The organism is Salicola sp. AFF1 (assembly GCF_056783195.1).
Genome location: NZ_JBXAYL010000015.1, coordinates 14,272 through 28,218, shown reverse-complemented (window position 1 = coordinate 28,218; position 13,947 = coordinate 14,272). Strand labels below are relative to the sequence as shown.

Here is a 13,947-nt window from a genome sequence, read left to right as displayed (position 1 = left end):
TGCCGTAGTTGTTGTGCGGCGTTATTGACTGTTAACCGGCCCGAAAGGCCGATTCGAACCGTCCACGGACCAAGCCTGGTCGCGGGCCCCGTGGATGCCCAGGAGGAAGCATGGCACAATCATTTGAACTTGAAGCATTCAAGCGCGACGTCAAAGGGAAAGGTGCGAGCCGCCGCCTGCGTCGCGTTGAGCGCAAGATCCCGGCCATCGTCTATGGCGGCGAAGGCAAGGATCCGATGCCGATCACGCTCTGGCACAATGACCTGAAAAAGGCGATCGAAAACGAAGCCTTCTTCACCCACATCATTTCGTTGAGCATCGATGGCCAGAAAGAAGACGTGATCATCAAGGATCTGCAGCGTCATCCCTTTAAGCCGATCCTGACGCACGCGGACTTCCAGCGCGTCGAGAAAGGCCACAAGATCAACGTCACGGTCCCGATCCACTTCCTCAACGAGGAAAGCGCTCCGGCCATCAAGCTTCAGGGCGGCATTGTGTCCCACGATGCCATGGAAGTTGAGATCACCTGCCTGCCGGACGATCTGCCCGAGTATCTGGAAGTGGATCTCAACGAGGTGGAACTCGAACAGATCGTGCATCTGTCGGACCTCAAGCTGCCCGAAGGGGTCGAAATCGTTGCCCTGCAGCAGGGCGAAGACCATGACCAACCGGTGGTTTCCGTGCACAAGCCCAAGGGCCAGAAGGCCAAGGAAGCCAGCGGTGGCGGCGAAGGAGGCGGCGGCGAGTAATCAGCCGCCCCTTCAGGCCCCGCTATGGCATCCGAAGCGGTCAGGCTCATTGCCGGGCTCGGCAACCCCGGGTCCAAATACGCCGGAACCCGCCACAATGCCGGGGCCTGGCTGGTGGAGATGCTCGCCCGGGAGACCGGGCAGCCCCTGCGCCAAGAACGCAAATTCCTTGGCTACCACAGCAAGGTAAACTGGCAGGGGCAGGATCTCCACCTGCTCTTTCCCTCGACTTACATGAACCACAGCGGCCGGTCCCTGAAGGCCCTGAGCGACTTCTTCCGTATTCCGCCCGAATCCATCCTGGTGGCCCATGACGAAATGGACCTCCCCTCCGGCACGGCACGGTTCAAGAAAGGGGGCGGCCACGGCGGTCACAATGGCCTGCGGGATACCATCAAGCATCTGGGAAGTCAGGAATTCCACCGGCTGCGCGTGGGCGTGGGTCACCCCGGCGACAGCAAGCAGGTCGTGAACTACGTGCTGAGCAACGCTGGCAAGCAGGAAATGAGCGCCATCGAAGCGGCGCTGGACGAGAGCCTGCGCGCCCTGCCGGACGCCCTCCGCGGGGACTGGAACGCGGCCATGAACCGTCTGCACGCGTTCCGTTACGAGTAACCATTATTCATCACGCACTCCGTTAAGGATCACAGGTTATGGGATTCAAATGCGGCATCGTTGGGCTGCCCAACGTCGGCAAGTCCACGCTTTTCAACGCACTGACCAGCGCGGGCATCGACGCGGAAAACTTCCCGTTCTGCACCATCGAGCCCAATGCGGGCGTTGTCTCCGTTCCCGATCCACGGCTTTACCGCATCGCGGAGATTGTGAAGCCGGAGAAGACGATTCCCACCACCATGGAATTCGTCGATATTGCCGGCCTGGTCTCCGGTGCCTCCAAGGGTGAAGGCCTGGGCAACCAGTTCCTTGCCAATATCCGCGAGACGGAAGCCATTGCCCATGTGGTGAGGTGCTTTGAGGACGAAGACATTATGCATGTCTCCAACAGCATCGACCCGGCCTCGGATATTGAGGTGATCAACACCGAGCTGGCACTGGCGGACCTGGCCACCATCGAGAACACCACCAAGAAGACCGAGCGGGCGGCCAAGGGTGGCGACAAGAGCGCCAAGGCCCAACTCGAACTGTTCGAGCGCATCAAGCCGGTGCTCAACGAAGGTGATCCTGTTCGCTCCATGGACCTCTCGGAAGACGAGCAGGCCCTGATCCGCGAACTGCACCTGCTCACCGCCAAGCCCACCGTCTACATTGCGAACGTGAATGAGGACGGCTTCCAGAACAACCCGCACCTGGACGCGGTGAAAGCCCTGGCCGAACGCGAGGGCGCCGGTGTGGTCGCAATCTGCAACAAGATTGAATCCGAGATCGCCGAGCTTGAGGACGACGAGAAGAGTGAGTTCCTGGCCGAGATGGGTATGGAAGAACCGGGTCTGGATCGCGTGATCCGCGCCGGCTACAACCTGCTGGGCCTTGAGACCTACTTCACCGCCGGCCCCAAGGAAGTCCGGGCCTGGACCTTCCCGGCAGGATCAACAGCGCCCCAGGCGGCCGGCGTGATCCACTCGGACTTTGAGCGCGGCTTCATTCGCGCGGAAGTGGTCAGCTACGAGGACTTCATCGCCTACAACGGCGAACAGGGCGCCAAGGAAGCCGGCAAATGGCGGCTGGAAGGCAAAGAGTACACCGTCCAGGACGGCGACGTGATCCACTTCCGCTTCAACGTCTAGGACGCGCTACAGGACCGGCGCCTCCGCGCTTGCCGGAAGTCACCGCGGGTTCCGCGGACTGGCCCGGTCAGCGCGGCGCTCATCCGTTACAGGTGCGCCGACGCATCCTGCGTGACGGTGCGCAACGTCACATTCGACTGCACGTGCGATACGCCCGGCATGCACGCAAGATACCGCCTGTGGACCCGGGAAAAGTCGTCCAGATCCCTGACTGCCACCTTGACCAGGTAATCCGCCGGCCCCGCCATGAGGTGGCACTCCAACACCGCCGGGCAGTCAGCAACCGCCTCCTCGAACGCCTTCATGTCCTGTTCGGTCTGCCCGCTCAGGGTGATCTGCACGAACACAATGGTGCCCTGCCCCAGAACCTCTGGATCGACGATGGCAGTGTAGCCACTGATCACCCCCGCCTGCTCCAGCCGCGCGATACGCCGCGAGCACGCCGATGCCGACAGATGAACCCTTTCCGCCAGCTGCTGGTTCGTGATTCGACCGTCCTGCCTCAGTACCTCCAGGATTCGGTGGTCCTGTGAATCCAGCTCCGCCTCTTCAATCATGCGTTCCATCTCCCACTCAATGTGCATGAATCATGCACCGTTCGGCCCGCTACAGCTTGATTTTGCAAAGACATGGCTTACTCAGTCGCATTAGCATGAATACTCCACATCCAAAGTAGCTGAGGAAAGATGTTATGTATATCGGAATCCCCCAGGAGACCAAGAGTCAGGAATACCGGGTTGGACTGACCCCGGAAGCCGTCGCTGAACTGACCGGGCGCGGCCATGCGGTGTTCGTGGAAACCGGCGCCGGGCAAGGCATTGGCGCCAGTGATGAACACTACCAGCAAGCAGGGGCCCAGATCCTGCCCAACGCCGAATCGGTGTTCGAAACCGCGGAGATGATCGTCAAGGTCAAGGAACCCCAGCCGGACGAATGCAAGCTGCTGACCTCCCAGCATGTACTGTTCACCTACCTCCACCTCGCTCCGGATGAGACGCTCACCCAGTCGCTGATGCAATCCGGTGCCACCTGCATCGCCTATGAGACGGTGACGGACGACGAAGGCAGCCTGCCGCTTCTGCGCCCCATGTCACAGGTGGCAGGCCGGCTCTCCGTCCAGGCAGGCGCCCAGGCGCTGGAAAGCCTGCATGGCGGTCGTGGCCTGCTTACCGGCGGGGTGCCCGGCGTACCACCTGCTCGTGTAACGGTTGTTGGCGGCGGCGTAGTCGGCGAGAATGCCATCCAGATCGCGTTGGGTATGGGTGCCGATGTGACCGTGCTGGATCGCAGCTCCGCCGTTCTGGAGCGTTTGTCGCACCGCTTCGGTCCTGCCCTGAAAACACTCTACGCCACGGGCAGCAGCCTAGAACGCACTGTTCTGGAAAGCGACATGGTCGTCGGGGCAGTACTGGTCAGCGGCGCAGGCGCCCCCAAGCTGGTTACAAGGGATATGATCGCACGCATGAACAATGGCGCAGTACTCGTGGACGTGGCCATCGACCAGGGGGGCTGTTTCGAGACCAGCAAGCCCACCACCCATGCCGACCCCACCTATGTGGTGGACGGCGTTGTCCATTACTGTGTGGCCAACATGCCGGGCGCCGTGCCGCGCACCTCTGCATTCGCGCTGACCAATGCTACATTGCCCCACGTCATCCGCATTGCTGACCAGGGGTGGCGCGAGGCACTGCGGAGTGACCCGCACCTGCGTAATGGTTTGAACATCGCACAGGGCGCGCTGACGTGCGCACCAGTAGCGGAAAGCCAGGGGCTGGATTTCACCTCCCCCGAAACCATTCTTAACTGAGCTGCACAGCGCGGAGCGTACCTACAAAACGTGTTCTAAACGACAACACCAAAAACCGGAGGAACAACATGGAAATAATAACGAGTACTCTTGAGCGCATCAGCGGCGTGGTCTGGGGACCAGTCATGCTGGCTCTACTGCTGGGAACCGGGCTATACCTGACCCTGGGGCTGCGCGGCATGCCCATCCGCCGGATCGGTTACGGTTTCCGGCAGGTTTTTACGGGCCGGCGCTCCGACGCGGGCGACGAAGGGGAAATCACTCCTTTCCAGGCTCTCTCAACCACCCTCTCCGCGACCATTGGCACCGGTAACATCGGTGGCGTGGCCACCGCCATTGCCCTGGGGGGCCCGGGGGCTGTCTTCTGGATGTGGATAACCGCCCTGGTGGGGATGGCCACCAAATACGCGGAGGCGCTGCTCGCCGTCAAATACCGCGAGGTCGACGAGGAGGGGCGCTACGTCGGTGGCCCCATGTATTACATCAAGAATGGGCTCGGAAGCCGATGGAAATGGCTGGGCACGCTCTTTGCGCTGTTTGCCATGGTGGCGGCGTTTGGTATCGGCAACACCGTCCAGGCCAACGCCGTTGCGGATGTGATGGAGACCAACCTGGCGGTGCCCGCCTGGGCCACTGGCGTAGTGCTTGCCGTTCTGGTGTTCCTGGTGATCATTGGCGGCATCCGCCGGATTGCCCAGGTCACTGAAAAGCTGGTGCCACTGATGGCGCTGCTCTACATCCTGGGTGCTCTTGTGGTCATTGCCTTGAACCTTCCGTCAGTCCCTGGGGCACTGGCCCAGATCGTCACCGAAGCGTTCAGTGGCACGGCCGCCACAGGCGGGTTCGCCGGTGCGGCTGTTTGGGCGGCTCTGCGTTTTGGCGTGGCACGAGGCATCTTTTCCAATGAAGCTGGCCTGGGGTCAGCGCCCATTGCGCACGCCGCCGCACAGACCAACAGCGCCGTACGCCAGGGAACCGTTGGCATGATGGGCACCTTCATCGACACCATCATTGTGTGCACCATGACGGCGCTGGTGATTGTGCTGACCGGAGCCTGGGAAACCGGCGAGACCGGCGCGGGGCTGACCTCCATGGCCTTCGAGCAAGGAATCCCCGGCGGCAACTGGATCGTCACCTTTGGCATGCTCTTCTTCGCCTTCACCACCATCGTCGCCTGGAGCTATTACGGTGAGCGGTGCGCAGAATTCCTCTTTGGTGTCGGGGTCATCATGCCCTATCGCTATCTGTGGGTTGTACTGCTGGTGGTCGGCGCGGTTGCCAACCTTGAGCTGATCTGGCTGATCGCGGACGTCCTTAACGCCCTGATGGCCATCCCCAACCTGATCGCGCTTCTCGCGCTGTCTGGCACGGTGTTCGCCGTCACCCGCGATTACTTCGCGGACACGGGCGCCCAGGGGCGTTCCTCCTAAGAGGCCCCGCTCCCTGGAAGGCCATACGCCTTTCAGGGAGTCCGCCAACATCAAGCTACCGGGGTGTCTTGACACCCCGGCAAAAAATCCAGAGAATACGCGCCTCAGCGCTAAGGCAACGGCGCATTACAAGTTGCGGCAAGGTAGCTCAGATGGTTAGAGCACGGCACTCATAATGCCGGGGTCGGCGGTTCGAATCCGCCCCTTGCTACCAGATCCGTAAAAGCCGTGGTTCTTCGCTACGGCTTTTTTTATGGGCAATCAGAGCGTTACGCCATGGAAATCTGGCAGATCATCGCGCTGGCCATTATCCAGGGCCTGACGGAATTCCTCCCGATCAGCAGCTCCGCTCATCTCATCCTTCCCTCCGCTCTGCTCGGCTGGCAGGACCAGGGTCTGGCCTTCGACGTAGCGGTACACGTAGGCTCACTCTGTGCAGTGCTCACCTACTTCCGGCAGGATGTCTTCCGCATGGGCAGTGCCTGGATCCGCGATACCGCCGGTCGCACCGTCACCGAGGACAGCCGCCTCGCGTGGGCCGTTATTCTGGGAACCATTCCAGCCGGCCTCGCCGGGGTTCTGGTCAACAGTGTGGTCGCCGAACACCTGCGCTCCGGATGGGTCATTGCCAGCACGACCATTGGCTTCGGCCTGCTTCTCTGGTGGTCAGATGCCAGCGGCACGAGACGGCGCTCACTGGCCAGCGTCACCCTGAAGGATGCCCTCGTCGTCGGTTTTGCCCAGGCCCTGGCGCTGATCCCGGGCACATCGCGCTCCGGCATCACCATCACGGCTGCCCTGTTCCTGGGCCTTCGCCGGGAGGATGCCGCGCGGTTTTCATTCTGGCTTTCCATCCCCCTGATCACCGCGGCCGGAGCCCTCAAGGCCCTTGAACTGATCAACCAGGGCGGCGCCACGGACTGGCACGCCATCGCCTGGGGCACCCTGCTTTCGTTCATCAGTGCGCTTCTGTGCATCCACCTGTTCCTGCGCTTCCTTGAGCGGATCGGCCTCATGCCTTACGTCATCTACCGCCTGGCGCTGGGCGCCCTGCTGATTCTCGTCCTCTGGTGAACAACGCCAATTAAGATCCCGAAAGGGGGTGAATCCACAGCGTTTTGTATTAGGCTTGTCAGGTGCAATCCAACAACAAGCAGATAGAGGCGCCTCATGGCACAACCCAAGACCCTGCCCGCCGCCGACAACGCCCACAACTACCCGCTGCTGATCAAGCAACTCCTGCTCTCCGGCCCCCGGTACAACCCGGACCAGGAAATAATCTACGCCAACCGCAGCCGCTATACCTATACCGATCTCGTTGAACGCATCCACCGTCTTGCCCACGTGCTCACCAACGCGGGCGTTAAAGCAGGTGATACCGTTGCCGTTCTGGACTGGGACACACCGCGCTATCTGGAGTGCTTTTTTGCCATCCCCATGATCGGCGCCGTGCTGCACACCGTGAACGTGCGCCTGGCCCCCGACCAGATCCTCTACACCATGAACCATGCCGAAGACGACCTGGTTCTGATCCACGACGATTTCCTGCCGCTGGTCGAGGAAGTCCGCGACCAACTGGATACCGTCAAAGGCAGCATTCAGCTCACCGACAACGACACGCCCAGGGCCACCCAACTGGCCACCCACGGCGAGTACGAAGCACTCTTGAGCAAGGCCAGCCCCTGCTTCGATTTCCCGGATTTCGACGAGAACGCCATCGCCACCACCTTCTATACCACCGGGACAACCGGCAATCCCAAGGGCGTTTTCTTCACGCACCGCCAGCTGGTCCTGCACACCCTGGTCGCCACGGGCACGTTGGCGCACTTCGACGAACAGCCGCTGTTGCGCTCCAGCGATGTCTACATGCCCATCACGCCCATGTTCCACGTCCACGCCTGGGGTGTGCCGTACGCCGCCACCATGATGGGCGTCAAGCAGGTCTATCCCGGTCGCTATGAGCCCGAGCTCCTGGTGGAGCTGCTCAAAACCCACAACGTCACCTTCTCCCACTGCGTGCCCACCATCATGCAGATGCTGATGGCCACCGACGGGATCAAGACGGCGGATCTGAGCAACTGGCATGTACTGATCGGCGGCAGTGCCCTGCCCCAGGGCCTGTGCGACTCAGCAGCTCAAATGGGCATCAGCATGTACACCGGCTACGGTATGTCCGAAACCGGTCCGCTACTGACCGCCACCCACCTCAAGCCCGAAGACCTCGAGCTTTCCACGGAACAGCAGACGGCCAAGCGCATCAAGACGGGAGTGCCGGTACCTCTGGTCGACATAGAGATCCACGACCAGGACGGCAACCCACTGCCCAACGACGGGGAAGCACAGGGCGAGGTGGTCGCCCGTGCCCCATGGCTCACGGCGAGCTACCTCAAAAACCCTGAAAAAGGCGAGGAACTGTGGGCTGGTGGCTGGCTGCACACCGGCGATGTGGCCAGCATCGAGCCGGACAATACGCTGGTGATCAAGGACCGCATCAAGGACGTGATCAAGACCGGTGGAGAATGGCTCTCCTCACTGGACCTTGAAGGCCTAATCAGTCAGCATCCGGCCGTGGCCGCTGCTGCCGTGGTGGGTTTACCTGATGACAAGTGGGGCGAGCGCCCGCACGCACTGGTTGTACCCGCTCCCGACCAGAACCCGGATGCTGATACCATCAAGGCCCATCTACAACGCTTTGTGGACAACGGCACGATCAACAAATGGGCGATTCCGGAGGCGATTGACCTAGTCGACGAAATCCCCAAGACCAGCGTTGGCAAGGTCAACAAGAAACAGATCCGGGATCAGTACTCCTAAACAGGAACCACAATCCATCCAGGAGACACGCATGAACCGCTATCTCCGAAACACCCTGCTCGGCGCTGCGGCGCTGAGCCTGAGCACGGTCGTAACCGCTGAAGTACAAACCCGAACCATGACCTATTCGGTCCAGGGCCAGGAGCACACAGGCTACATGGCCTGGGACGACAGCATCACCGGTCAGCGCCCCGGCATTCTGGTGGTGCATGAATGGTGGGGCCATGACGAATTCAGCCGTAACCAGGCGGAAAATCTGGCGGAAGAAGGCTACACCGCCCTGGCACTCGACATGTATGGCGAAGGCAAGCACGCGGACCATCCCGACAAGGCCCAGGCGTTCATGGAGCAGGCCAACAGCAACATGGAGCTGATGCAGGCCCGCTTCCGCACCGCCATGAAACGCCTCCAGGATCATGACACGGTGAACCCCTCGCACATCGCCGCCCAGGGGTACTGCTTTGGGGGCGGGGTGGTCCTGAACATGGCCCGCCTGGGCATGGACCTGGACGGCGTGGTGAGCTTCCACGGCACGCTGGAAAGCCCCATTGAGGCCGAAGCCGGGAACGTTGAAGCAGCCGTCAGGGTCTACACCGGCGGTGGTGACCAGTTCGTACCTTCTGACCAGGTCGCCAGTTTCGTGCAGGAAATGCACAACGCCGATGTGGACTACGCGGTGCGGAGCTTCCCGGGCGTTCCACACTCGTTCATGAACCCAGAGGCGGACGCCTACGCGGCGAACTTCGACCTGCCAGTGGGCTACGACGAACACGCCGCAAACAAGGCCTGGCAAGGTGCCCTGCGCTTCTATGACGGCCTCTTTGACTGATCCAAACCGGCACCCAAACGCCCATGCCCGACGCTGAACAGGGTCAACTCCATCCCGCGGAGGACGGGCAAACCCTAAGGGTCACCGGCGACTGGACGCTGTCCCATTACAGCGCCCTGCGCCGGCTTACCAGGGCAAGCAACAACACCGCCCATAGCCTCGCGCTCGACGGCATCCAGCGCCTGGATACCGCCGGCGCCACCCTTCTGGCCGAACTCGTGGGTGGCGAGCGCTTGCGTTACATCGCCGAAAACAGCCCAGCCATCAGCGACTCACGCCGAGCCCTTCTGCTCACCGTCGCTGACGCCATGGCGGGCTGCGGTGCCCTCCCCCCAGAACCCAGACGTGGGCCACTGGCGCTTCTGGCACGCATGGGCCAGGCACTCACCGATGCCGGCGCCAAGGCACGGATGCTGATCGGGTTCATCGGGGCCGTACTCGGCTGCGCCGGCCAGTGTCTGCTCTCTCCCCGGCGCTGGCGTGTCACCGCCCTCACTCACCACATGGAGACCACCGGCCTCAACGCGGTCCCCATCGTCGCGCTCCTCACCTTTGCCGTGGGTGCTGTCATCGCCTACCTGGGTGCCACCGTACTGAGTGGGTTCGGCGCAAGCGTCTATACCGTCAACCTGGTGGCATACGCCTTCATGCGTGAGTTCGGGGTCCTGATCACCGCTATTGTGTTGGCCGGGCGCACCGCCAGTGCCTTTACCGCGCATATTGGCGCCATGAACGCCAACGAGGAACTGGATGCACTCCGTGCCCAGGGGCTCGATCCAGTGGAGCTGGAGGTGCTGCCTCGGGTACTCGCCGTGGTGCTGATGCTGCCCCTGCTGAGTTTCATTGCCGTATTATCCGGACTGGCCGGCGGGGGGCTCATTGCCCTGACGGTGGTCGACATTCCGTTATCGCGTTTTATCACCGTTATCAGCGAAGTCCCGCTCAACCATTTCCTGGCCGGGCTGGTCAAAGCACCTTTCTTCGCCTTCCTGATTGCAATTATCGGCTGCCTGGAAGGCTTCAAGGCCGGCGGCAGTGCCCGCTCGGTTGGCGCTCACACCACCTCCAGCGTGGTACAGTCGATCTTTGTGGTGATCCTTCTGGACGCCCTGGCAGCCATGTACTTCATGGAGGTTGGGTGGTGACGGACCAGACTCACAATGCGCTCATCGAGGTGAGCGGACTGAGCAACCGTTTTGGGAATCATCGGGTTCATGAAGGGCTGAACCTGCGGCTGAACGCCGGTGAAATCCTGGGCGTGGTCGGTGGCTCCGGCTCCGGCAAGTCTGTGTTGCTGCGCAGCATCCTCGGACTGCACGAGCCCAACGGCGGGCGCATCAGCCTGGAAGGGGCACCACTGAACCACCGTGGTGCCCCGGATGCCCGCCTGACGCGGCGCACGGGGGTGCTTTTCCAGCGCGGCGCGCTGTATTCCTCGCTGACCCTGTGCGACAACATTGTTCTGCCGCTGCGGGAACGGGCCGGACTGCGAAAAACGGATGCCGAAGCGCTGGCGCTGACCCGGCTCCGGCTCACCGGCCTGGAGGCCCAGACCGCGCGCCTCTACCCGGAAGCGCTCTCGGGGGGCATGATCAAGCGCGCCGCCCTGGCCCGGGCGCTGGCTCTCGACCCGGACCTGCTCTTTCTCGACGAACCCACTGCAGGGCTGGACCCCATCAGTGCCACCGCTTTCGACGAACTGATCCTGACCCTGCGTAATGCCCTGGGCCTCACGGTCTTCCTGGTGACCCACGACCTGGATACGCTCCACCGTGTCTGTGACCGCGTTGCCGTGCTGGGAGACGGCCACGTGAAGACGATCGGTCCCCTGGAGGCGGTCGCCAACACCAACGACGACTGGATCCGTGCCTATTTCCACGGCACACGTGGCCGCGCGGCCCTCCGTCATTCATCTACGAACCGGGAGAACGCCTGAATGGAAACCCGCGCCCATCACGTCCTGATCGGGCTCTTCGCCGTACTGGTACTGGCCGGAGCGCTGCTTTTTGGATGGTGGCTGAAGGAAGGCGGCCTCCAACGCCAGCAGGAAATATACCGGATTACCTTCAATGAGGCTGTGTCTGGGCTGACCGTTGGCAGCAACGTTAAATACAACGGCATCACGGTGGGTGAAGTCACCCAGCTGGCGCTCGACCCGGATGACCCGCGCCGGGTACTGGCGCGCATCGCGGTGACCCCCACCACTCCGGTCAAGCAGGACACCCATGCCCAGATCAAGCCCACGGGCCTGCTCTCCGGAACGGCTCACATCCGGCTCGGGGGAGGCACACCGGAGAGTCTTCCCCTGCGCGTGGATGCCAGCGACAGGCCCCCGGAAATCCCGGCCCACCCCTCTCCCCTTGCCCAGTTACGTGAGGAAAGCGGCGACACCCTGGCCAACATCAACCGCCTGGTACGGCGTATGGAATCCCTTCTCTCCGAGCGCAACCTCAATCATATTGAACAGACTCTGGACAATACCGCCCAGCTCACACGCACCCTGAACGCCCAGCAGGAGCAGATTGCGGATACCGTAAAGCGCTGGGACAGGACCGGCAAACAGGCCCGCACCACCTTACGCGAGGCCCGGGCACTGATCACGGATACCCGGCGGGTTCTGAAAGAGGATGCGCCGCGGGCCCTGGCTGATACAGCCGAAGCCGCTCGTGCCACCCGCAGCACCGTGGCCGATATAGAGGCCCTGATCGCCAACAACGAACAGGCTCTGAAGAAAACCCTCAAGGGCTCCGCCCAACTGGGGCCAACTCTGAACGAGGCGCGCCGCACCCTGCGCACACTGCGTAAGCTCAGCCAAAAGCTGCAATCCGATGCCGGCAGCACGCTGTTCAACCGGCAGGAACTGAAGGAATACCAACCATGAAACAGGCGTCAGCACTGACGGTTCCGCTACGGCTTGTCACACTGGTCGCCATCACCTTCGTGGGCGCCTGTAGCGTGCTCCCGCAACCCAATCGCTACGAGCTCTACCAGCTGGCACCGTCCAGCCTGAACACTCAGGGCTCGACGCTTGAAGCCGACTCGCTACAAATCCGGGCCCCCCGCACGGACGATCTTACCCGCACCAACCGGGTAGTGGTGCGCCAGCAGGGACAGCGCCTCAGCGCCTGGTCCGGCATCCGCTGGGTGTCCCCGGCCCCGGAGCTCTGGCGGGATCAGCTCCTGGACGCACTCCACAATACCGGCGCCTTCCACACGCTGGGGACACCCGGCGCCAACCTGAACACAGACCTGGAGCTGACCGGCCACCTTCGAGCCTTCCACCTGGACCAGACCCAGGACTCTCCCCAGGCCGTCATCCGGTTTGATGCCCAGCTCACCGGCCAGCACCAGGGCGGGATCCAGGCCACACGGCGATTCGAGGTCACCGAAACACTGACGGCCAACACGCCAGCGTCCGCCGCCACTGCCATGAGCGCCGCCACCGATCGCATGGCCGAACAGCTGCTGGACTGGATGGAGTCGATCGACTAGCGGTCGAACCCGAAAGCTTGCCCAAAGCTGGAACAGCTCTTGAACCAGGCTGTTTCCCCGCCTGCAAGCTCCAGCGCCACCCGGTGATGGGTCCCCGTCTGGGGACCAAATCGGACCTCACCGTCACGCTTGCCACTGAGTGCCACAACGCCACTGGCGGAGCAGGGTGCCTGCTGCTCCACCAAGCCGGTAGCGGTGCTAATATCGACCCACCCCCCGAGTTCGGAACTGACCAGACGCCCCCCAAGGGTGGTGACAAATCGGGTATCGAAGGAGGCGAAATCACTGTCGCCGGCGTCCTCCTCGGGCACAATCGCATCATGCACGTCCCTGAGAGCCGTATAAGTCCCGCCTTTCAGCATTTCCATCCGCTCGGTATCACGCACCACGCCGCCCTCAGCCGGACGCTGGATCTGTTGCTGACCGCGAAGCACGATGCGCTGGCGGCGGCTCCCCTCACCTATGAAGCCATGCACATCAAAGGTCTCGATCACCTGCTCCCGCGAGACCCTGGGCTGGAAATCACGCCGGTAATGGCCATTGAGAACCAGCAGTGGGCCGTTCCCGAAATGACCACGGCAGGCCTCAAACTGATAGAGCAGTTCACGGGCCCCGGAACGCGCTCCGTCCTGCCCCTGCCACTCCAGATGGAAGACACCACCATCCGGACAACGACGGGTTTCCAGGTCACCTCCAACGCCCCCAAGATTCACAGCGCCCTGAACATGGCTGACCACGGGCGCCATAAAAGCCCGCGAGCGCATGCGGTAGAACACCGCCATGGCACGGCCAAGCGCCTGCGGTTCAGCCATCCGGGCCGGGCCAGTCAACTGGTCACGCCAGTCGGTAAGCGAGGGCGTTCTGACGTCCTCCTCGTCCTGGCTCTGCTTCTCTTCGGTCTGCGCCGCATTACGTGTTCCGCCCTTGGACGCCGGCGCGTCCTGCCCTTGTTCTACCGCCGGATCAACCCGGACCAACGCCGGCTCAACATCCGGGGAACGTACACTGCACCCCGTCAGCCCCACCAACACCAGCATGACCAGCACCAGCGTCCGGCTTTCGTTTGCTGTTAACAAAGATT

Annotated in this window: 14 protein-coding genes and 1 tRNA gene; 13 read left to right on the top strand and 2 right to left on the bottom strand. The window is 62.3% G+C overall.

The features are described from left to right. Nucleotides 1-110: 110 nt before the first annotated feature. The 3 genes from AC1RQI_RS11170 to ychF are packed head-to-tail and all read left to right on the top strand — an operon-like array spanning nucleotide 111 to nucleotide 2,494. Nucleotides 111-749 carry a 50S ribosomal protein L25/general stress protein Ctc gene (locus AC1RQI_RS11170; protein WP_481904846.1) on the top strand — a complete coding sequence of 213 codons (639 nt, stop codon included), beginning with the start codon at nucleotides 111-113 and terminating at the stop codon, nucleotides 747-749. Nucleotides 750-773: 24 nt separating this feature from the next. After that, complete coding sequence (pth, locus tag AC1RQI_RS11165) at nucleotides 774-1,364, top strand: aminoacyl-tRNA hydrolase (RefSeq protein ID WP_416633989.1); 591 nt, start codon at nucleotides 774-776, stop codon at nucleotides 1,362-1,364. Between the two features lie 38 nt (nucleotides 1,365-1,402). Further along, nucleotides 1,403-2,494: a redox-regulated ATPase YchF gene (ychF, locus tag AC1RQI_RS11160; protein ID WP_416633988.1), complete on the top strand. Its 1,092-nt coding sequence runs from the start codon at nucleotides 1,403-1,405 to the stop codon at nucleotides 2,492-2,494. 86 nt (nucleotides 2,495-2,580) lie between these two features. On the opposite strand, the gene AC1RQI_RS11155 is transcribed toward ychF, so the two are convergent. Beyond that, complete coding sequence (locus tag AC1RQI_RS11155; protein WP_416633987.1) at nucleotides 2,581-3,078, bottom strand: Lrp/AsnC family transcriptional regulator; 498 nt, start codon at nucleotides 3,076-3,078, stop codon at nucleotides 2,581-2,583. Nucleotides 3,079-3,185: 107 nt separating this feature from the next. Here AC1RQI_RS11155 and ald point away from each other — a divergent pair, with 107 nt between their 5' ends. The 10 genes from ald to AC1RQI_RS11105 all read left to right on the top strand — a co-directional run bounded on the left by ald (nucleotide 3,186) and on the right by AC1RQI_RS11105 (nucleotide 12,866). Continuing rightward, the gene (ald, locus tag AC1RQI_RS11150; protein WP_416633985.1) at nucleotides 3,186-4,301 is read left to right on the top strand and encodes an alanine dehydrogenase; all 1,116 of its coding nucleotides are present in this window, start codon (nucleotides 3,186-3,188) and stop codon (nucleotides 4,299-4,301) included. A 68-nt stretch (nucleotides 4,302-4,369) separates the two neighbouring features. Then, nucleotides 4,370-5,731 carry an alanine/glycine:cation symporter family protein gene (locus AC1RQI_RS11145; RefSeq protein WP_481904845.1) on the top strand — a complete coding sequence of 454 codons (1,362 nt, stop codon included), beginning with the start codon at nucleotides 4,370-4,372 and terminating at the stop codon, nucleotides 5,729-5,731. Nucleotides 5,732-5,868: 137 nt separating this feature from the next. Beyond that, nucleotides 5,869-5,945, top strand: a tRNA-Met gene (locus AC1RQI_RS11140). 62 nt (nucleotides 5,946-6,007) lie between these two features. Beyond that, nucleotides 6,008-6,805, top strand: coding sequence for an undecaprenyl-diphosphate phosphatase (locus AC1RQI_RS11135; protein WP_481904844.1), 798 nt, complete (start codon nucleotides 6,008-6,010; stop codon nucleotides 6,803-6,805). Between the two features lie 96 nt (nucleotides 6,806-6,901). Continuing rightward, entirely contained in the window at nucleotides 6,902-8,545 is a 1,644-nt protein-coding gene (locus tag AC1RQI_RS11130; RefSeq protein WP_481904843.1) for a fatty acid--CoA ligase, read from the top strand. A 31-nt stretch (nucleotides 8,546-8,576) separates the two neighbouring features. Further along, nucleotides 8,577-9,374, top strand: a complete 798-nt coding sequence (locus AC1RQI_RS11125; protein WP_416633981.1) for a dienelactone hydrolase family protein — start codon at nucleotides 8,577-8,579, stop codon at nucleotides 9,372-9,374. Between the two features lie 23 nt (nucleotides 9,375-9,397). Beyond that, nucleotides 9,398-10,519 (top strand): ABC transporter permease, encoded by a 1,122-nt coding sequence (locus AC1RQI_RS11120; RefSeq protein ID WP_481904842.1) that lies wholly within the window; start codon nucleotides 9,398-9,400, stop codon nucleotides 10,517-10,519. Continuing rightward, a complete protein-coding gene (locus tag AC1RQI_RS11115; protein WP_481904841.1) occupies nucleotides 10,516-11,310 on the top strand; it encodes an ABC transporter ATP-binding protein in 795 nt (264 codons plus the stop codon). Before AC1RQI_RS11120 ends, AC1RQI_RS11115 begins: the two co-directional genes overlap by 4 nt. Continuing rightward, nucleotides 11,311-12,255 carry an MlaD family protein gene (locus AC1RQI_RS11110; protein WP_481904840.1) on the top strand — a complete coding sequence of 315 codons (945 nt, stop codon included), beginning with the start codon at nucleotides 11,311-11,313 and terminating at the stop codon, nucleotides 12,253-12,255. Further along, a complete protein-coding gene (locus AC1RQI_RS11105) occupies nucleotides 12,252-12,866 on the top strand; it encodes an ABC-type transport auxiliary lipoprotein family protein (protein ID WP_481904839.1) in 615 nt (204 codons plus the stop codon). Before AC1RQI_RS11110 ends, AC1RQI_RS11105 begins: the two co-directional genes overlap by 4 nt. Here AC1RQI_RS11105 and AC1RQI_RS11100 read toward each other — a convergent pair. Then, the gene (locus tag AC1RQI_RS11100) at nucleotides 12,863-13,942 is read right to left on the bottom strand and encodes a hypothetical protein (RefSeq protein ID WP_481904838.1); all 1,080 of its coding nucleotides are present in this window, start codon (nucleotides 13,940-13,942) and stop codon (nucleotides 12,863-12,865) included. The two genes, AC1RQI_RS11105 and AC1RQI_RS11100, sit on opposite strands and share 4 nt — an antisense overlap. Nucleotides 13,943-13,947: the final 5 nt, after the last annotated feature.

Excerpts from the sequence above, each read along its gene's own strand:
- AC1RQI_RS11170 (WP_481904846.1), top strand. The coding sequence starts at position 111 with ATGGCACAATCATTTGAACTTGAAGCATTCAAGCGCGACGTCAAAGGG.
- pth (WP_416633989.1), top strand. The coding sequence starts at position 774 with ATGGCATCCGAAGCGGTCAGGCTCATTGCCGGGCTCGGCAACCCCGGG.
- ychF (WP_416633988.1), top strand. The coding sequence starts at position 1,403 with ATGGGATTCAAATGCGGCATCGTTGGGCTGCCCAACGTCGGCAAGTCC.
- AC1RQI_RS11155 (WP_416633987.1), bottom strand. The coding sequence starts at position 3,078 with ATGCACATTGAGTGGGAGATGGAACGCATGATTGAAGAGGCGGAGCTG.
- ald (WP_416633985.1), top strand. The coding sequence starts at position 3,186 with ATGTATATCGGAATCCCCCAGGAGACCAAGAGTCAGGAATACCGGGTT.
- AC1RQI_RS11145 (WP_481904845.1), top strand. The coding sequence starts at position 4,370 with ATGGAAATAATAACGAGTACTCTTGAGCGCATCAGCGGCGTGGTCTGG.
- AC1RQI_RS11135 (WP_481904844.1), top strand. The coding sequence starts at position 6,008 with ATGGAAATCTGGCAGATCATCGCGCTGGCCATTATCCAGGGCCTGACG.
- AC1RQI_RS11130 (WP_481904843.1), top strand. The coding sequence starts at position 6,902 with ATGGCACAACCCAAGACCCTGCCCGCCGCCGACAACGCCCACAACTAC.
- AC1RQI_RS11125 (WP_416633981.1), top strand. The coding sequence starts at position 8,577 with ATGAACCGCTATCTCCGAAACACCCTGCTCGGCGCTGCGGCGCTGAGC.
- AC1RQI_RS11120 (WP_481904842.1), top strand. The coding sequence starts at position 9,398 with ATGCCCGACGCTGAACAGGGTCAACTCCATCCCGCGGAGGACGGGCAA.
- AC1RQI_RS11110 (WP_481904840.1), top strand. The coding sequence starts at position 11,311 with ATGGAAACCCGCGCCCATCACGTCCTGATCGGGCTCTTCGCCGTACTG.
- AC1RQI_RS11105 (WP_481904839.1), top strand. The coding sequence starts at position 12,252 with ATGAAACAGGCGTCAGCACTGACGGTTCCGCTACGGCTTGTCACACTG.